Raw genomic sequence first — 16,859 nt, forward strand, 5'->3', positions numbered from 1 at the left:
TTTTTATTATTTATTATCTTGTCGCTACATATTTTAATTCATCTTTATGTTCTGCCAAGAAATCATTCATTTCTTCATCCGGAATTAAACGTAAGTAAAGATTAGAACGAATTGTTTCATCTTCTTCACGGCACGTTGATAATACAAGATACTTATCATTACCTTTTAATACCACATTATCATTTTTAGTCTTAGCATCTTTTTTAACATCTGTTAATTGCTTTAAAAAATCATTATCATTTTCAAAGTCTAAACGATAAAATGACGTTGTTTCCGGTACAATAGTTAAAAATGCCGCTTCGTAGTAATACTTACGTTCCGGTGTTTCTACAACCACATATTTATGTTTATTCATATAATCTTGCTTGTCGTAAAAATTAACATCATTAAACATTCTATGATCCCCTACTTTACTACCACGAGCATGTCCGAATAACCACGTCAGCCTATCACTAAAGTCCTTTTTATTGTCCATATCCATAAACACAGTTCCTAAATATGGTACATTTCCACCTTCAAATGTTTTATTCAAATATGTTTCATTATCATTTGTTTGCACAACAGGTTCATCTAACTCAGTTCCCGGTGCATATATATATGCTACTGTTTCATTATTTACTTTTGATAATTCTGAAAAACGCTTATTTAAATAATCTTTTTCCTCTTGACTTACTTTATACCCTGCAGTTGTAGTTGTTGTATTTGATGAAGGAGAATTTGAGTTGCTTTTTTTATTATACTCGGTCACCACTACAGCTGTGACTACTAAAGTAAATACTAACAATAAGATAGCAAATAACTTCTTAATGTTAAATACTTTTTTCATTATTTAAATCCTTTCTTTTATAAAAAATTTTACTATATATACGTTTTGTTACACATATTATAAACTATTTTTTATTATTTTTCTATTATTTTAGCGAACTACCACCGCTGTACCGGTAGCAGTAACTAATAACATAGTCCCGCCTTGACCAAGTGTGTCAAAGTCTACTCTTATACCAATCACAGCATTTGCTCCCATATTAGCGGCACGTTCTTGTAATTCTATCAATGCCTCTTTTCGTGCTTGAATAATTTCTTCTTCATAACCTTGACTACGTCCGCCAAAAAAGTTACGTAAGCCTGCTCCCATGTCCCGTAAAAAATTAATCCCTGCAACTACTTCCCCAGTAGCGAAACCTCTATATTCTACTATCTCCATTCCCGGAACATTAGGTGTTGTTGTTATAATCATGATTATAATCCTCCTTATTTATAGTTTAAAAATTATACATAATATTTTAATAATTGCGAATTTCATTATCATCACATTTCTTGAAATTCATGTTCTTGTTATATACTTTATTTTGCTCATTAGATTTATCAAATTGATAAAATAATGTATATATTTATATACAAAATATTATTTGTTGCTGATTCTATAGTGGTGTGGCAACCTTAAGAACTAACTGCTACGCAGTGGATTTCTTAAGGTTCACCTGAGCTTATAATCTCAGGTGAAGCCAGTATTCCACCACTAAGAACAGCAACAAGTCTAATGGCAATGTTAGAATATTTGTAAAATAATATATACTTTTTAATCTACTAAAATATCAACTACTTCTTCTAGTGTCGCACCTAAAAAGTAAGAATTAATATCTACTTGTTCCAGTGCTTTTTTTACAGCTTCCTTGTTATATTTTATTCCTATCAATTTTTCAGCAATGTCTTCTACATCCATCACACCGAAAAAATCTCCAAAAAACTTAATACTGGTGATGATACCATGTTCAACCATTATATTAGCTTCTATTTTTCCTGTTTTTAATCTTCTGTTACGTTTAATATTAAAATCCGGATTTTTTCCATATACCCAATCCCAAGAATTATTTTTTTCATCTTGAATTTTTGCTATTGCTTTCTCATCTTCTTCAGTCGGTATAAAATCTACCATATCATATTTTTCATTCATATAATTCTTAAGCGCTTTTTCAAAATCCTGAACTGCCATTTCTTGATTTGGTAAATGTTCTTTAATATTTGTTACTCTTGAACGAACAGATTTAATACCTTTTGATTCAATTTTATCTTTTGATACTTTAAGGGCATTTGCTAAAACGGTCGTATCCACATCAAATAATAGACATCCATGGTGCATAATTCTTCCGGAACGTATATATTGTGCATTTCCACAAAACTTTCGTCCATCTATTTCAAGATCGTTACGTCCGGTAAATTCTGCTTTTACTCCCATTGAAGCCAGAGCATCTATAACCGGTTGTGAAAATGACTTAAAGTCAAATTCTTCACCACTTCTTCCGTTAGAAATAATAGTGTAGTTTAAATTGTTCAAATCATGATACACTGCACCTCCACCGCTTACACGGCGAACTATTTTTATTCCATGTTCATCACAATATTTTTGATTAATTTCTTCCGTCGTATTTTGGTTTTTCCCAACAACGATACAAGGTTCATTTATCCATAACATGAATACATCATCTTCTTTCGCAAGTTCATTAAAAGCATAAAATTCCAACGCTGTATTGTAACGTGGATCGTTACTTTTTGACTCAATATAAATCATATTTTTTCTCCTAACATAAATTATTTACTCGTTATACATTATACAACAAAAAGGAGTTTTTCAAAATAAAATTACACTTTTTTTCTTTATTTCAACCACTTAACTTTAATTATATGATATAATTTAAAGGATATTAGTTATAAATAATATTTTTTATGACATTATTTTAGAAATTTATAAATTAAATAAAAGGAGTTTGCTATTATGACAAAAATTATTTTAACCGGAGATAGACCAACCGGAAAGTTACATTTAGGTCACTTCGTTGGCTCTCTTCAAAATCGTGTAAAATTACAAGCTGAAAATGATACAAATGTTTTTATTATGATTGCAGATCAACAAGCCTTAACAGATAATGCCAATAACCCCACTAAGGTTATTGAGAACATTACAGAAGTCGCACTGGATTATTTAGCTGTTGGAATAGATCCGACAAAAACAACGATTTTTATCCAATCACAAATACCGCAACTTGCTGAACTGAATATGTACTACTTAAACTTGGTTACTATTTCCAGATTGCACCGCAATCCGACTGTTAAACAGGAAATTAGCGACAAAAAATTCGGTGAGAGTATTCCGGCAGGATTTTTCACCTACCCTGTAAGCCAAGCAGCCGATATTACAGCATTTAAAGCGACACATGTACCGGTCGGTGAAGATCAGAAACCGATGATTGAACAAACCCGTGAAATTGTCCGTGATTTTAATAGAACATATAACAAAGAAGTACTTGTTTTACCTGAAATAGTGCTACCTCCAAAAAATCACGCCCGTCTTGTTGGAATTGACGGACAAGGCAAAATGAGTAAATCACTAAATAACGGTATTTATTTAGGAGATAGTGAAAAAAATATTAAAGCAAAAATTATGAAGATGTATACTGATCCTAATCATATTCGCATTGAAGACCCCGGTCAAGTAGAAGGAAACGTTGTCTTTAAATATCTTGATATTTTTGATCCACGTAAAGATGAAATTGCTGAGTTAAAAGAACATTACAGCCGTGGAGGTCTCGGTGATGTTAAGTTGAAAAATAGGTTAAATGAAGTAATGCAAGAATTTTTACTACCTATTCGCTCACGTCGTGAAGAATTTGCTAAAGATAAGGCTGAATTATACAATATGTTAAAAGTCGGTAGTGAAAAAGCGGAACGTGTGGCAGCAACTACACTTGATGAAGTAAAAGATGCGATGGGAATTAACTATTTTAAAAAATAACGATAACTATTAAGAGTGGCTCATCCACTCTTAATTATTTTTAAAGGAGAATATATGGCAAAAAAAAGAAAAACTAATCTATTTACTATTATATCAATTATACTTGTTGTTTTAATTGCGATTTTTATCGCTAAACATACTTATAAGTCAAATCATTCCTCACAAAATACTGATTTTTCCGCTACCGGAGCTATTCCCCAAGAAGTTATGACTTCTCTTAATGCACCTGATGAGAGTGAGGCAACTAATAATAATAGCTATAAAATATTAAATAACAATACCCCCTACTTTAGCAAAGAAGATCTATCTATTAAATCATTCGAAAATTATTCTAACCTAGATAATCTGGGTAGAGTTGGACAAGCCAACGCTGTTATCGGTGTTGATCTTATGCCTACAAATAAACGAGAAGAAATTTCTCATATTCGTCCCAGTGGCTGGCAAACTAACAAAACCACACATGTTTATGATCGCTCCCACTTAATCGCTTTCCAACTATCCGGAGAAAATGCAAATGAAAAAAACCTTATGACAGGAACAAGATTTATGAATCATAATATGATTCCTTTTGAAAATCAGGTCGCTGAATATGTTAAAAAAACAAAAAAACATGTTCGCTATCGTGTTACACCGGTATTTAAAGATAATGATTTAGTAGCACAAGGTGTAATTATGGAAGCTATGTCCGTTGAAGATAATGGTGCCGATATTAGATATAACGTCTTTATTTATAATTTTCAAAAAGGAGTAAATATTGACTATAAAACCGGGAAATACACTTTATCAAAATAAATATTATTGTTATCCTTCTTTAAATTATGTATATAGTTACAAATGAATTGTAAACAAAAGTACCACACTTAACCAATTATAAATATAAAGATCAATTTCAAAATTTTGATTTTATTTGAGTTGGTATCATGTTATAATAGAAAAGAATTATATTAAAGGAGATAATTATGAAAAAAAATCTTGTCTGTTATAAAAGGCTACCTAACTGGAATGCTTTATCTATTCCTAAAGAGTTTAGAGAAAAACATAACACCCGTACCGGTATCTGGGCTAAATTAACTATTCTAAAAGGAAAATTAAAATTTGTTTCTCTTACTGAACATGGTGATATTATAGAAGAATTTATCTTTACGCCTGAAACTGATATTCCTTTTATTGAGCCTGAAGTTTGGTATAGAGTAGCACCGATGTCTAAAAACTTGGAATGTTATTTCGAACTTTATTGTGAACCTAAAGATTACTTTTCTAATAGATATGACCTTAATCCTGCACATTCTGAAATAGTAGAAGCTGTTCAAACTATTTCAAAATGTAAAGCACTTGATCTCGGTTCTGGTCAAGGAAGAAATGCTTTATTTTTGTCTTCTCTAGGTTTTAACGTAACCGCCCTTGACACAAACTTTGAAAATTTGCAATACTTAGCTAATATTTCACAGGAAGAAAATCTGAATATTATTGTAGCTAACTACGATATTAATACAGCTAATATTCGAGATAAGTATGATTTTATTTATTCAACTGTTGTTTTTATGTTTCTTAATCCTACGAGAATCCAAAGTATTATTTATAATATGCAAAAACAAACAAATATTGGCGGTTACAACTTAATCGTTTCTGCTATGTCTACAGATGATGCCCCGTCTCCTATGCCATTTCCTTTTACATTTAGAGAAAACGAATTAAAAGATTTTTATAAAGATTGGGAGCTTATCAAATATAATGAAGATTTTGGGCATCTACATAAAACAGATGCTAATGGAAATCGATATAAACTAAGATTTGCTACATTGCTAGCAAAAAAAATAAAATAATAGCAAAAGCACTTAGTATGAAAAGTCATACCAAGTGCTTTTTATTATGCCAATTTTAATTTGAATTGTTTTCTTACATACAACGCCAATAAAACCCCGATTAACGTTATACCCGCATTAAATAAAACAATATTTACCGGACCGTTAGCCGGACTTGCTTTTGTAATATACCCCGCAATTTCAAGTATTACATAATTGGCAACACTTGATGAAATCATTACGATTGAGGTAATTTTACCTTTATTTGTTGGGAATAATTCATTAGCTGTCGATACCGCAAGTTGTAACACTCCACCCGCTCCTGCATATCCAATAACAAAACCTGCTACTAAACAAATAGTTGGAGTTTTAATGAAGTATGTAACTAACAACATTATAAATGAAATAGTTGGATATAATACCAAAACATCAACAGGTTTTAATTTCTTCAATACTACCAACGCTGTGAATAATACCGCACAGATAGTTCCGGCTGCATACATAGTTTGAATCATTCTCGGATTAGCCAAGCCATACATTTTCCCTAATTCTTGATTGCAATTTAACCATAGTTGGAATGTTGCTGTACATGTTAGACCGATTAGTATTAATGAGATTGCTGTAGAATCAAATTTCATTTTTGTTTCTTGTGCTTTTTCTCCGGCATCAGCATTCATTTTCGGGAATTTTAAGAAAATAATTAGCAATCCGTCCAATGCAATTAAAATACCTGCCAAATAAAATAGTGTTGTATACGGCAAACTCATACCTGATACTATCCCAATACAAAACGGTAATACTAATTGCCCAATAGAAATTGAGAATTTAGTAAACATATTTGCTACTGCACCTTTTTCTTTAAAAATTTCCAAAATTGACGGTGTTACGCATGTATCTAAAAACGAGTTAGCAATACCACCCATAACGGCAAAAGCATATGCGATCCACATTGAAGTTGACGTTGCTACTCCGATAAAATACAATACATAAAAGGCTATACCAATTAATCCCGATGTTTTACGTCCAAATTTATCTGAAATAACACCTGAAAACGGCAGTGAAATAAGACGCCCTAACCCTAGTGCGGCACTGACACGAATTACTAACCCTAGGTTACTTTCCCCCCATGCGGCTACCAAATCACTTTTATACTGTGCTAAAATTGATACACCTATACCATGAATAAAATATGTAAAATACAGTGCTAATGCTGTAAGAATAAATGGTTTTTTTGCTTTTTGTACCATTGTTCTCTCCTTTAATTTAATTTTAATGTATCCAACATCTCTCTTAACTGGGCTACCGGCACTTGCCCCGGTGCTGATGATTGTTTTGCAGCACCAAATGTTGCTGTTGAGCCGAATACTTCTCCTGAAACACGACTAATCATCCCCAATGCCCCCATTGACATTGTAATTAGGGGTTGATTAATTTTTTCTTTTGCAATACGTGTTGCGTCTAATAATGTTATAACGTCCTTATTACTATTTGGCATTACCGCAATTTTGCAAATATCCGCGCCTTTTTTGCTCATTGCTGTTAAACGATTTACAATTTCATCACGCACCGGTGTTTTATCAAAATCGTGATTACACATAACTATTTTTACGTCATTGACATGTGCTTTTTCTATTAGTGCCGATACTTCTTCAACAGGCATAAATAACTCAACATCTAATAAATCTATATTACCATTTTCTACTACTTCATTATAAACTTCAAAATATTTATTATCTGATAATTCCAGTACCCCACCTTCTTTTTTAGTTCTAAACGTCACTAAAAGTGGTCTGTCAATTATTTTTCTTATCTTTTTCGATAGTTCGGATACTTCACCTTGTTCTTCCACTTTATCAAAAAAATCTATTCGCCACTCTACCAAGTCACAATCAATAGTTTTAATATTGCTTGCTGCTTCGAGTATTTCCTCTTCATTTTTCCCAACAATAGGCACTATTATTTTCGGACGTCCTTCTCCAAAAACTACATCACCAACAGTTAGTTTAGCCATAATTTTTCTCCTTATAAAATTTATTTCCAAAACTGATAACTTACAAATTTTATCTTTTTTATTTTTTAACAATGTTACATAGCTGAGAAAAAATTTTCACTATCTCTTATTACAGGTGGATTTTATATATTTTCAGCTAAGATTTAAGAAAAAACTTCTAAAAATAAAATGTATAAATTATTTTAAATTACTCCGCTATAAACATTGCCCAAAAATTAAGTATAATATTATTTTTATCAACTAATTTTTATTCATCGAATAACACACTTTTAACATGTTCTACAGGCATATCTTCTCCAGTGAATAGTTTAAATGCTTCTGCACCTTGGTAAATCATCATTCCAAGACCGTTAATCGCTTTTTTAGCCCCATGTTCTTTAGCAAATTTTAATAATTTAGTTTCTCTCGGTGAATAAACTACATCAAATACTACTAAATCAGGACGAATTACCGCCGGATCATCAATTAATTTTTCATTTTCTAACGGTTTCATTCCAACGCCGGTTGCATCAATGTAAATACTGCTTTCTGCGATTGATTGTTTAAATGCCGTTTGATCTGCCAAATCTGTCAGTGTTGCTTTACATTTTGTATGTTCATTAATTTTTTTAACAGTTTCTTCCCCATTAGTAAATGTAGCATCTTTAATATTAAAGATACGAAGTTCTTTTGCTCCATCCAATGCTGTTTGGATTGCTATTGCCGTACCGGCTCCACCACAACCGGTTAAAGTAATAATTTGGTCTTTAATATCCACACCTTCTTCCGCTAATGCACGAACAGCACCGGTTCCGTCTGTTACATGACCTACTAAATGTCCTTTACCGTCTTTATTAACTACCGTATTAACTGCCCCTACCAATTTTGCTGCCGGAGATAATTCATCCAAATAAGGAATAATCGCTTGTTTATTTGGCATTGATACATTTGAACCGCGAATACCTAAAGCACGAATACCTTGAACTGCATCTTTTAATTCTTTATTACCTACTTCAAATGCAAGATAAGCATAATCTAAACCTAGTTTTTTAAAACTTTCGTTGTGCATTGTTGGTGACATACTGTGTCTAATTGGTGTTGCGATTAAACTGATTAATAATGTGTGTCCTGTTAAACGTTCTGTAATTTTTGTCATTTTCTTTACCTCTTTTTCTTTTTAAGATTTTATTTTACTTTTAACGGTTTTAAAACTTTATTATAGCGATATGTTACTATTAGTAATAAAATCATCCCCATAATTCCTAAAAGCATATTATAAGCAAAAACCGTTTTTATTGATTGTTTTGCGATTAATCCTGTCAAATAAGGTGTTGCCATTAATGAAATAGATGTTGATAGCGAATACATACCGGTGAATTTCCCCTTATTATCCGGAAAAAATTCCAGTAGAAGAGATACACCTAATTGCCATATCCCTCCTGCCGCGAAGAAACCTACCGCTAAGCTAACTATAGTTATCGAAGTTATTGAAGTGTTTATCAACATATTAATTTGTGCCAATGCTGTAACTATACAACAAAATGCCATATACATCGGAACATTAAGCCCTTTTTTCACCATAAATGATGTTGCAAATACTGATATTATTGAACAAACGCTATAAATAGTTACAAATGTTAAACTCTGAGATTTTCCAATATTTATAGTTTGCTGTGCAAATTTCGGTATCCATATAATAAAAATATTAAATAATGATGCTGATATAAATGAGAATGTTAGAAGTGCAACACCCTCAATACTTATTTTTGATTTAGGTTTTTGCACAAGATCCTCTTTTTCTTTTACTATTTCTTTATACATCGGTGGAAATTTTATTCTGGAAATTACTACAAAGTTAAATACTATACATATAGCAATAATTATAAACGGCCATCCGAAATATAGATTTCTAAGTAAGACAAATTGCGTCATTAAAGGTAGTATGAATTGTCCACCTGATATACCTGCCTTAACAAAGACATTAAACGAACTACTATCTTCTTTATAAGCATCTGATATAGCCGGATAAGTTGCCGTGTCTAAAAACGCATTCCCTATACCCGCTATCATCGTTAAGATAAACGCTGCTATATAACTTGGGAATAATAACAGCCCTATGTAAAAAATTAGATAACAGGCTAGACCTATATAAACCCCTTTTTTTCTTCCGTATCTATCTGAAAAATATCCTGCATAATTTATACTAATAATTCTACCAACACCTAATGCACTTATTACCAAAGCAACTTTATTCTCCTCAACCTTCCAAAATTCTTCGAATGTTGACATATTTTGAGAAATAATTATTTGATCCATTCCTTGAAATATATAATTTATTAGTAAAAATGCTATAAGTGGAAGATAATTTTTATTATTGTTACTCGCCATACACTATCTCCATAAATTTTCTAATTATAGTATGACAGACAGATAAGTATTATTACTGTTTTATTTTCAAAATTTCAATACTTATCTATCTTGTGACATATCTTATTTTTTGTTTATTCTTTTTAGATATGCTTCATGTTCTTTCACAGCAAACTCACGACGTCCGCCCGGTTTCGGTGTCTGATCACCCATCATAATGCCGAATCCACCTTCTACTCTTAATTCATGACCGTTTGTATAATTAGAACGATCACTCGCTAAATACAATACCGCATTAGCAATGTCCATTGTGTTCCCGATACGTTTGTTTGCTGTTAATGCTTTACGACCTTTTTCTACTTCAGGATCGGCATAGAATGATTCTGATAATGGAGTTTTAACAAAGCATGGTTGAATACAGTTACTACGTACTCCAAATTCTCCCCATTCTGCAGCAATTTGACGTGACAACATATTTACCCCGGCTTTACTTGGGCTGTATGCTGCACTATATGTTTCAGGAAATACTGATGCAATCGTTGAAATATGAATCATATTACCATATTTTTGCTCAATCATAAGACGTCCGAAACGTTGTGACACTAAGAAGTAACCTGTTAAATTAACATCAATAGTTTGTCGCCATTCATCTAATGGTAAATCTTCCAGTGGGCATGCTCTTAACATCGCTGCTGTATTCACCAAAATATCCACACGTCCAAATTTTTCTTTAACAGCTTCTACTGCGTGATCTACTGTATCTTCTTTTGTTGTATTTACTGCTAAACTCAATGTTTCTACATCGTAAGTAGCTGTTAAGTATTGAGCATATTCATCAGCTTTATCTTTAAATAAATCTAACAGTACAATTTTTGCATTTTGTTTTGCAAACTCTTCACAAATTGTTCTACCCATTCCACCTACAGCACCTGTTACTACTACTTTTCCGTCTAATCCTAACCATTTATCCATTTTTTTTACCTCTTTTCCTTATTTATTTTCCGGAAGTTGTTCTTTCCACACTTGACCTAATACTTTAACTGTATTATCAAAATTATACTTAGCGGCTTCTTTTATCCCTTTTGCTAAAATGCTGTCAGAAATCACCTCAACACCAATTACTTTTGGATTAATACCGGATTCTTTAATCATCCTTACAAAACCTGCTGTATCTTTAGCTCCTGTTCCCGGTGCTAAACGATCATGCATACTCTCATCACGTAAAATTGATTTTGCATATGGTCGTTCATAAGCATCATTAATTTGAATTGAAATAATCAGTTCCGCTTCATCTTTTGTTAATGTGCGATATGATTGATCGGCTCTTACCCAATGCCATGAATCTAAAATAATTTTTGCATTTTCTACACCGGCTTTTTTTACTACAGCATACGCTTTATCAAAATCCGGAATTCCACTATAAGGCATCGGCTCTACTCCAATAACATATGGATATGAACGTTGACAAAGTTCTTTTAATTTTTGTGCTGTATGTTCTACCGAATAATTTTCCATTAGACCGACATTAATATGATTTACTCCAAAAAGTTTACACATATGGAAGCATAACTGTTCTTTATATTTTTGTTCATATGAACGTTTATTCTCCGCCCATTGAACTATATATTCGACTTCAGTTACTTTGATATTATATTTTTCTAATATTTTCAATATATCATCGTCATGTAACCCTTCTGCTAAAGCATCAACATATGTTTCAGCGCGAAGACCGATTCCTTCAAATCCCGCTTCTTTTGCTGCTTTTACTCTATCTTCAAATTTACACTCATCTCCAAGTGTCCATGAACTAACCGTTATAGGTGCTTGTTTACTCATTGTTTATTCCCCCTTGAGTATTTGTATATTTTTTATTGTTGTTATTTGCAATTTTAATATATTTTATATAAAATTAATGAATTTTTTTAAAATAAATGATAGAATATATTTATCAATAAATAAGGAGTCCATATATGAACATATCACAACTTGAAGCATTCGTACTTTTAGCAGAAACGGAGCATATGACTCAAACTGCTAAAAAACTTAATACTTCTCAACCAAATCTTAGCTACACTATCTCTGAACTTGAAAAAGAAATCGGTATACCATTATTTAAAAAGGTAGGACGTAATATCCAACTTACTAAATACGGTCACATTTTTTATAACCATGTAGTAGTAGCACTTGGTAAACTTAACCAAGCTATTTCTATTATCAATGAAGAGCTCAACCCTAATTCCGGAACGATAAACTTCGGTTTTGTCTACACAGCAGGTTCTGAAATAGCACCAAGCCTTACCAGAAACTTTCTTGAACAAGAAGAAAATCACAATGTGAAACTTTCTTTTACCCAAGGTAATTCATTCCAACTGCTAAAAGGTTTGGAAGATGAAACAATAGATATTGCCATTACATCATTTGTTAAGGATATTGATAATATCGTTTTTGAACCACTTATTGAACAAAATGTTTATTTGGTAGTTCCTAATGATCATCCATTGGCGAATAAAACATCTGTATATCTTAAAGATACTGCCGATTATCCTTACGTATATTTCGATAAAAATAGCGGTCTTCGCCCATATCTTGATAATCTGATGAAATCTGTTAACTTTGAACCGAATATTGCCATTGAAGCGAATGAAGATCATACCATCTTAGGCTTTGTTTCTCAAAATCACGGTATAGCAATTATGCCGAATATCGTTACTATACAGGCATATCCTGTCAAAGTTCTTGAAATTCTTGATAAACATGAACCACGTTGGCTATATCTTGCTACGAGAAAAGACGGTTTTATAACTCCGACTGCTTTGCGTTTTAAAGATTTTTGTAGTCATTATTTTGATAAATAAATTTTATATTATTAAGTTGTTTTCTGTGCAATTACAGTTATGCACAGAAAACTTTTTTATTTTACTTTTTAAATTTACTTTTTATTGATTCTGCTGCCAGTTTTCCTGAAGTTAATGCCCAAGCATTATTGGCACCTGACGGTGAATCTGTTCCCATTACACCGCCGACTACTTCTCCGGCTGCGTACAATCCATTTATAACTGTACCTTTTTTGTTAACTACTTCTAAACTGTCATTAACTACTAAACCACCCATAGTTGTTGCAAAACGTGGTTTTTGTTCTACCAGATAATAAGGGCCTGATCCAACTTCTTTTTGTAAGAAACGTAATTCTCTATTAAAATCTTCATCTTTTCCGTTCTTAACAAAACTATTATAACGTGATACTGTTTGAGATAAACTTTCTTGTGGCATATGTGCTAGTTCGGCTAATTTTTCTAGGGTATCCGCATGGAAGAATTGCGGTGTTGTTTCACCATTATTATCTAACCAGCGTTCAATATCCTGTTCAGAAATTCCGCCTTCCGCTACCGCTTCTTTAAAAATATCAAAGTGCTCTTGATCCAACAACATATATAAAGTTTGATCTTCTTGCTCCATTAATACATCTAATATATCATGGTTACTTGCTCTTTCATTTACGACACGTACGCCGAATTTATTTACTAACAAGCCGTTTTCACGAAGTACAGCGATATTACCTCCGATTGTAGATTTAGCATACCCTTTTGATACTTCAATCCCATTTGGATAAATTTTCCCATATTCCATTAGGCGAGTTGCTGCATCAACACCTTCTTTTGTAGCCATAACCAAGCCTTCTCCATTTGAGCTTTTTGTTCCGTAGAATAATACTTTTCCTAATTCTTTACTTAGAAGTTGTTTATTGTTACCATACCCACCTGTCGTTAAAATAACAGCTTTTGCAGAAATAATATGTTTTCTACCCGTTTCTTCTCGTGCTATTAATCCTGTAACATTTCCATTATTATCTAAGATTAACTCTTTTGCTTTAGTTTGAAGTAGTAATCTCACATTACTATTAGCCATCTTGCTTCTGGCAGCTCCGGCAAAACCGTGACCGCCATGATTATAAGCTAACTCTCTATCTTTGCGGTATTCTGCTAAAACATGCAGTCCTCCTTTAAGATCATATTCTACACCAACATAATCGGTTAACCAATCTGTTGTTTGTCCAACGTTATTTGCTAGCAGATTAAGTAACTCCGGAACATTTTTATTGTTTCCATTTTTCATAAAATCTTCAAACATCAATTCAGGAGTATCATCGGTAACTCCTAGTTCTTTTTGTAACTTAGAACCAATTACTACTTGATTACCTCCACTTATCGAAATAGCTCCTCCGATAAATGATTGTTTTTCAATTAAAGTAACTCTTAATCCTAATTCATCAGCTCTTAATGCTGAGGCAATTCCTGCTGCTCCGCCACCGATAATTATTACATCTGTTTCTTCTTCGACTACTTCTTTAACCCATTTCACCACCGGTTTAGGTCTTACATATAACACTTCCGGATCAGCACCTGCTAATTTAACAGCCTCTGCTACACCCTCTATTAAACCTTTACTTGAAGATGATGCTCCTGAGATGGCATCAACATTTAATGTTTGCCCTTCAATGATTTGTTTTGGAAGTCGTTTAAATACTTGTTCTGATAATCCCTCAGATTCTTCACTATTATCTACTTCAATTTTTTCAATTTTTTCTTTAGAGAATGTTACTTTCATCGGAAGACTATTATTATGCCCTCTAGCTTCTACATCATAACTTCCCTCTTTAAATTCTAATTTAACTTGTTGTAGCTTTTTAATACGTTCATGTTTTGCTTTTTCTATTTCCGGATCAGAAACCATATATGACATAAAGTCCCACAATGGTGCCGGTATTAATAACTCATGTTGTAAATTTTTATCGGCAAAATCCGGTACAGCTTTATCCATCTTAATTGCACTTACCCAACGTGGCTCTATTAAAAAACCTTTACCTACAGATACTATATCATACCCTAATTTTAATGCTTCTTCTGCATCTTTACGTTGTAATATTCCACCTACACCAACGACAGGTATTTTAGCAAGTTCAGGTGAACGACGTGCCAAAAATTGTGTAATCAATTCCTCCGGATCATCAGTATCTACTATAGAACTTCTTGTATATATTCCCATTGAAAAATGAACATAATCTAAATCATGTTTTGCAAGTTCATTCAGTAAATACATTGTATCTTCAAATCGAATACCGGGTATTTCTAATTCTTCAGGAGAAAATCTATATCCGATAATAAAATTCTCTTTCTTAGATTCTTTTACAACTTTTTTTATAGCTTCTAAAACTTCAATAGCAAATCTTGCTCTATTCTCTCTATTACCACCCCAATGATCTTCTCTTCTATTTGAATGTGGAGAGAAGAATTGTTGAACGATAAATGTATTTGCTCCATGAATTTCCACTCCGTCAAAGCCGGCTTTTATCGCACGTTTTGCTCCATCAGCAAACATTTGGATCATAGCTAATATTTGCTCTTCACTCATTTCCCTCGGAACAGGTGCATTAGGTCTGAGTGCAGCTACCGGACTTGGAGCAATCGGTTCAGCACCGCCATTGTATTCCGGCCACGCCATTCTACCTGCATGATATAATTGAACAAGTGCCTTTGACCCTGAATTTTTAATAGCTGTCGCTAATTTAGTTAAACCGTATATTTTATCATCACTATCAATACCTATAGCTCCCGGAAAACCTCGCCCATGTTTTTCAACAAAACAACTTTCTACTACTATTGCACCGGCTTCGCCTGCTCTATGTTCGTAATATTTTACAATTTCATCTGTTATTCCGCCGTCATAAAAAGCTGATTGTGTCGTCATTGGTGCCATAAATATTCTATTTTTCAGTGTTGCACCAGATTTTAATTTCAGCTCATCAAAAATTTCTTTAGCCATTGTTGCCCTCCATTAAATTAATAAATTTAATTTATCAATAATTATTTATGTATAAATATATTATATAACTTCTGTTTCATATTGTAAAGTGTTATATACATGTTTTTTAATTAAAAATCCTTGATATAACTGTTTTAATCTGTTATAAAATAAAACAAAACAGTACATTTTTATACTAACACTTCAATTAAAAGCGTTTAACTAAATAAAAAATATACTGTTTCATTTTTTTTATTAAAAAATTTAATTTTTATGGTAACTAAAAAAACGATATAAAGTTAGGAACTCCTAATTTTATACCGATAATCCATTATAAAAACACTTGGCGGGAATGTGTGGGAATCGAACCCACCCAAGAGGCTCCTAACCCCTCATACTAGTTTTGAAGACTAGAGAGCACACCAGAACTCATCCACTCCCACGTACAAGAGATATTATACAATAAAAAAATAAAAAAAGCAATAACTTATAAAATAAACTACAAATCCCTAAATTCGCTCTTAACTAAATTAAACTCATCTTATCAAAAACAATTTACCACTTACCTTTCTTATCTTACCACTTACTTAAAAGCCCTTATCAAACAACTGATTATGTAGTATTATATAAATAAGAACTACGAAAGGAGTATATTATGAAAGTTATTATTGAAATAGATACATCATTAGATAATATGGAAGTACACATAAAAGCACCTGAGTTTTCATCGGAAATAACAGAAATTAAAAATACTATAGAGAAGGCAATTTCTTCCTCACCTAATATAACTTTCTACAAAGAAAATACAGAATACTTCATTTCCTTAAAAGAAATTTTATTTTTTGATACTGATATGAACAAAGTATATGCTCATACGAAAAATGATTTCTTTGAAGTTAAATTCAAATTATATGAACTTGAAGAAATTATTCCTAATTATTTTTGTAGAGCTTCTAAATCTACAATTATAAACTTAAAACTTATACTTTCATTAGAAAAATCATTTTCAGGAAGTAGTTCTGCTTCTTTTATCAATAGTAACAAAAAAACTCATATATCACGTCATTACTATAAAATTTTAAAAGAAAAATTAAAAGAAACGAGGTAATTT

At 32.2% G+C, this 16,859-nt stretch carries 15 protein-coding genes and 1 tRNA gene; 5 read left to right on the forward strand and 11 right to left on the reverse strand.

The window, feature by feature from the left end:
* Positions 1 to 13 precede the first annotated feature (13 nt).
* From srtB to BQ7358_RS02880, 3 genes are all read right to left on the reverse strand, one after another.
* Positions 14 to 826, reverse strand: coding sequence for a class B sortase, LPKTxAVK-specific (gene srtB / locus BQ7358_RS02870; protein WP_062174180.1), 813 nt, complete (start codon positions 824 to 826; stop codon positions 14 to 16).
* 90 nt (positions 827 to 916) lie between these two features.
* Positions 917 to 1,237 (reverse strand): heavy metal-binding domain-containing protein, encoded by a 321-nt coding sequence (locus tag BQ7358_RS02875; RefSeq protein WP_062174183.1) that lies wholly within the window; start codon positions 1,235 to 1,237, stop codon positions 917 to 919.
* Positions 1,238 to 1,579: 342 nt separating this feature from the next.
* Positions 1,580 to 2,569, reverse strand: a complete 990-nt coding sequence (locus tag BQ7358_RS02880; protein ID WP_062174185.1) for a lipoate--protein ligase — start codon at positions 2,567 to 2,569, stop codon at positions 1,580 to 1,582.
* Positions 2,570 to 2,773: 204 nt separating this feature from the next.
* Here BQ7358_RS02880 and trpS point away from each other — a divergent pair, with 204 nt between their 5' ends.
* From trpS to tehB, 3 genes are all read left to right on the forward strand, one after another.
* Complete coding sequence (trpS, locus tag BQ7358_RS02885) at positions 2,774 to 3,790, forward strand: tryptophan--tRNA ligase (RefSeq protein WP_062174187.1); 1,017 nt, start codon at positions 2,774 to 2,776, stop codon at positions 3,788 to 3,790.
* A 54-nt stretch (positions 3,791 to 3,844) separates the two neighbouring features.
* Positions 3,845 to 4,582: a DNA/RNA non-specific endonuclease gene (locus BQ7358_RS02890; protein ID WP_062174188.1), complete on the forward strand. Its 738-nt coding sequence runs from the start codon at positions 3,845 to 3,847 to the stop codon at positions 4,580 to 4,582.
* Positions 4,583 to 4,749: 167 nt separating this feature from the next.
* On the forward strand, positions 4,750 to 5,613 hold the full coding sequence (gene tehB / locus BQ7358_RS02895) for an SAM-dependent methyltransferase TehB (protein ID WP_062174190.1): 864 nt from the start codon (positions 4,750 to 4,752) through the stop codon (positions 5,611 to 5,613).
* Between the two features lie 44 nt (positions 5,614 to 5,657).
* On the opposite strand, the gene BQ7358_RS02900 is transcribed toward tehB, so the two are convergent.
* The 6 genes from BQ7358_RS02900 to BQ7358_RS02925 form a co-directional block, all read right to left on the reverse strand.
* The gene (locus BQ7358_RS02900; protein WP_072520202.1) at positions 5,658 to 6,839 is read right to left on the reverse strand and encodes an MFS transporter; all 1,182 of its coding nucleotides are present in this window, start codon (positions 6,837 to 6,839) and stop codon (positions 5,658 to 5,660) included.
* Between the two features lie 11 nt (positions 6,840 to 6,850).
* The gene (aroD, locus tag BQ7358_RS02905) at positions 6,851 to 7,603 is read right to left on the reverse strand and encodes a type I 3-dehydroquinate dehydratase (RefSeq protein ID WP_062174192.1); all 753 of its coding nucleotides are present in this window, start codon (positions 7,601 to 7,603) and stop codon (positions 6,851 to 6,853) included.
* A gap of 247 nt (positions 7,604 to 7,850) precedes the next feature.
* Positions 7,851 to 8,738 carry a shikimate dehydrogenase gene (locus BQ7358_RS02910; protein ID WP_197415950.1) on the reverse strand — a complete coding sequence of 296 codons (888 nt, stop codon included), beginning with the start codon at positions 8,736 to 8,738 and terminating at the stop codon, positions 7,851 to 7,853.
* A 29-nt stretch (positions 8,739 to 8,767) separates the two neighbouring features.
* Positions 8,768 to 9,970: an MFS transporter gene (locus BQ7358_RS02915; protein ID WP_062174194.1), complete on the reverse strand. Its 1,203-nt coding sequence runs from the start codon at positions 9,968 to 9,970 to the stop codon at positions 8,768 to 8,770.
* A gap of 102 nt (positions 9,971 to 10,072) precedes the next feature.
* Positions 10,073 to 10,921, reverse strand: coding sequence for an SDR family NAD(P)-dependent oxidoreductase (locus tag BQ7358_RS02920; RefSeq protein ID WP_062174196.1), 849 nt, complete (start codon positions 10,919 to 10,921; stop codon positions 10,073 to 10,075).
* 18 nt (positions 10,922 to 10,939) lie between these two features.
* Entirely contained in the window at positions 10,940 to 11,785 is an 846-nt protein-coding gene (locus tag BQ7358_RS02925) for a sugar phosphate isomerase/epimerase family protein (RefSeq protein ID WP_062174198.1), read from the reverse strand.
* A 134-nt stretch (positions 11,786 to 11,919) separates the two neighbouring features.
* Between BQ7358_RS02925 and BQ7358_RS02930 the strand changes: the two genes are divergently transcribed.
* Positions 11,920 to 12,804: a LysR family transcriptional regulator gene (locus BQ7358_RS02930; protein WP_062174200.1), complete on the forward strand. Its 885-nt coding sequence runs from the start codon at positions 11,920 to 11,922 to the stop codon at positions 12,802 to 12,804.
* A 61-nt stretch (positions 12,805 to 12,865) separates the two neighbouring features.
* On the opposite strand, the gene BQ7358_RS02935 is transcribed toward BQ7358_RS02930, so the two are convergent.
* Together BQ7358_RS02935 and BQ7358_RS02940 are read right to left on the reverse strand one after the other, a co-directional pair.
* Positions 12,866 to 15,769 carry an NADH-dependent flavin oxidoreductase gene (locus BQ7358_RS02935; protein WP_072520203.1) on the reverse strand — a complete coding sequence of 968 codons (2,904 nt, stop codon included), beginning with the start codon at positions 15,767 to 15,769 and terminating at the stop codon, positions 12,866 to 12,868.
* A gap of 323 nt (positions 15,770 to 16,092) precedes the next feature.
* Positions 16,093 to 16,189: transfer RNA gene (locus BQ7358_RS02940), tRNA-Sec, on the reverse strand.
* 214 nt (positions 16,190 to 16,403) lie between these two features.
* Between BQ7358_RS02940 and BQ7358_RS02945 the strand changes: the two genes are divergently transcribed.
* Complete coding sequence (locus BQ7358_RS02945) at positions 16,404 to 16,856, forward strand: LytTR family DNA-binding domain-containing protein (protein ID WP_072520204.1); 453 nt, start codon at positions 16,404 to 16,406, stop codon at positions 16,854 to 16,856.
* The last annotated feature ends 3 nt before the right edge of the window (positions 16,857 to 16,859 follow it).

This window comes from Gemella massiliensis (genome assembly GCF_900120125.1).
Classification (GTDB): domain Bacteria; phylum Bacillota; class Bacilli; order Staphylococcales; family Gemellaceae; genus Gemella; species Gemella massiliensis.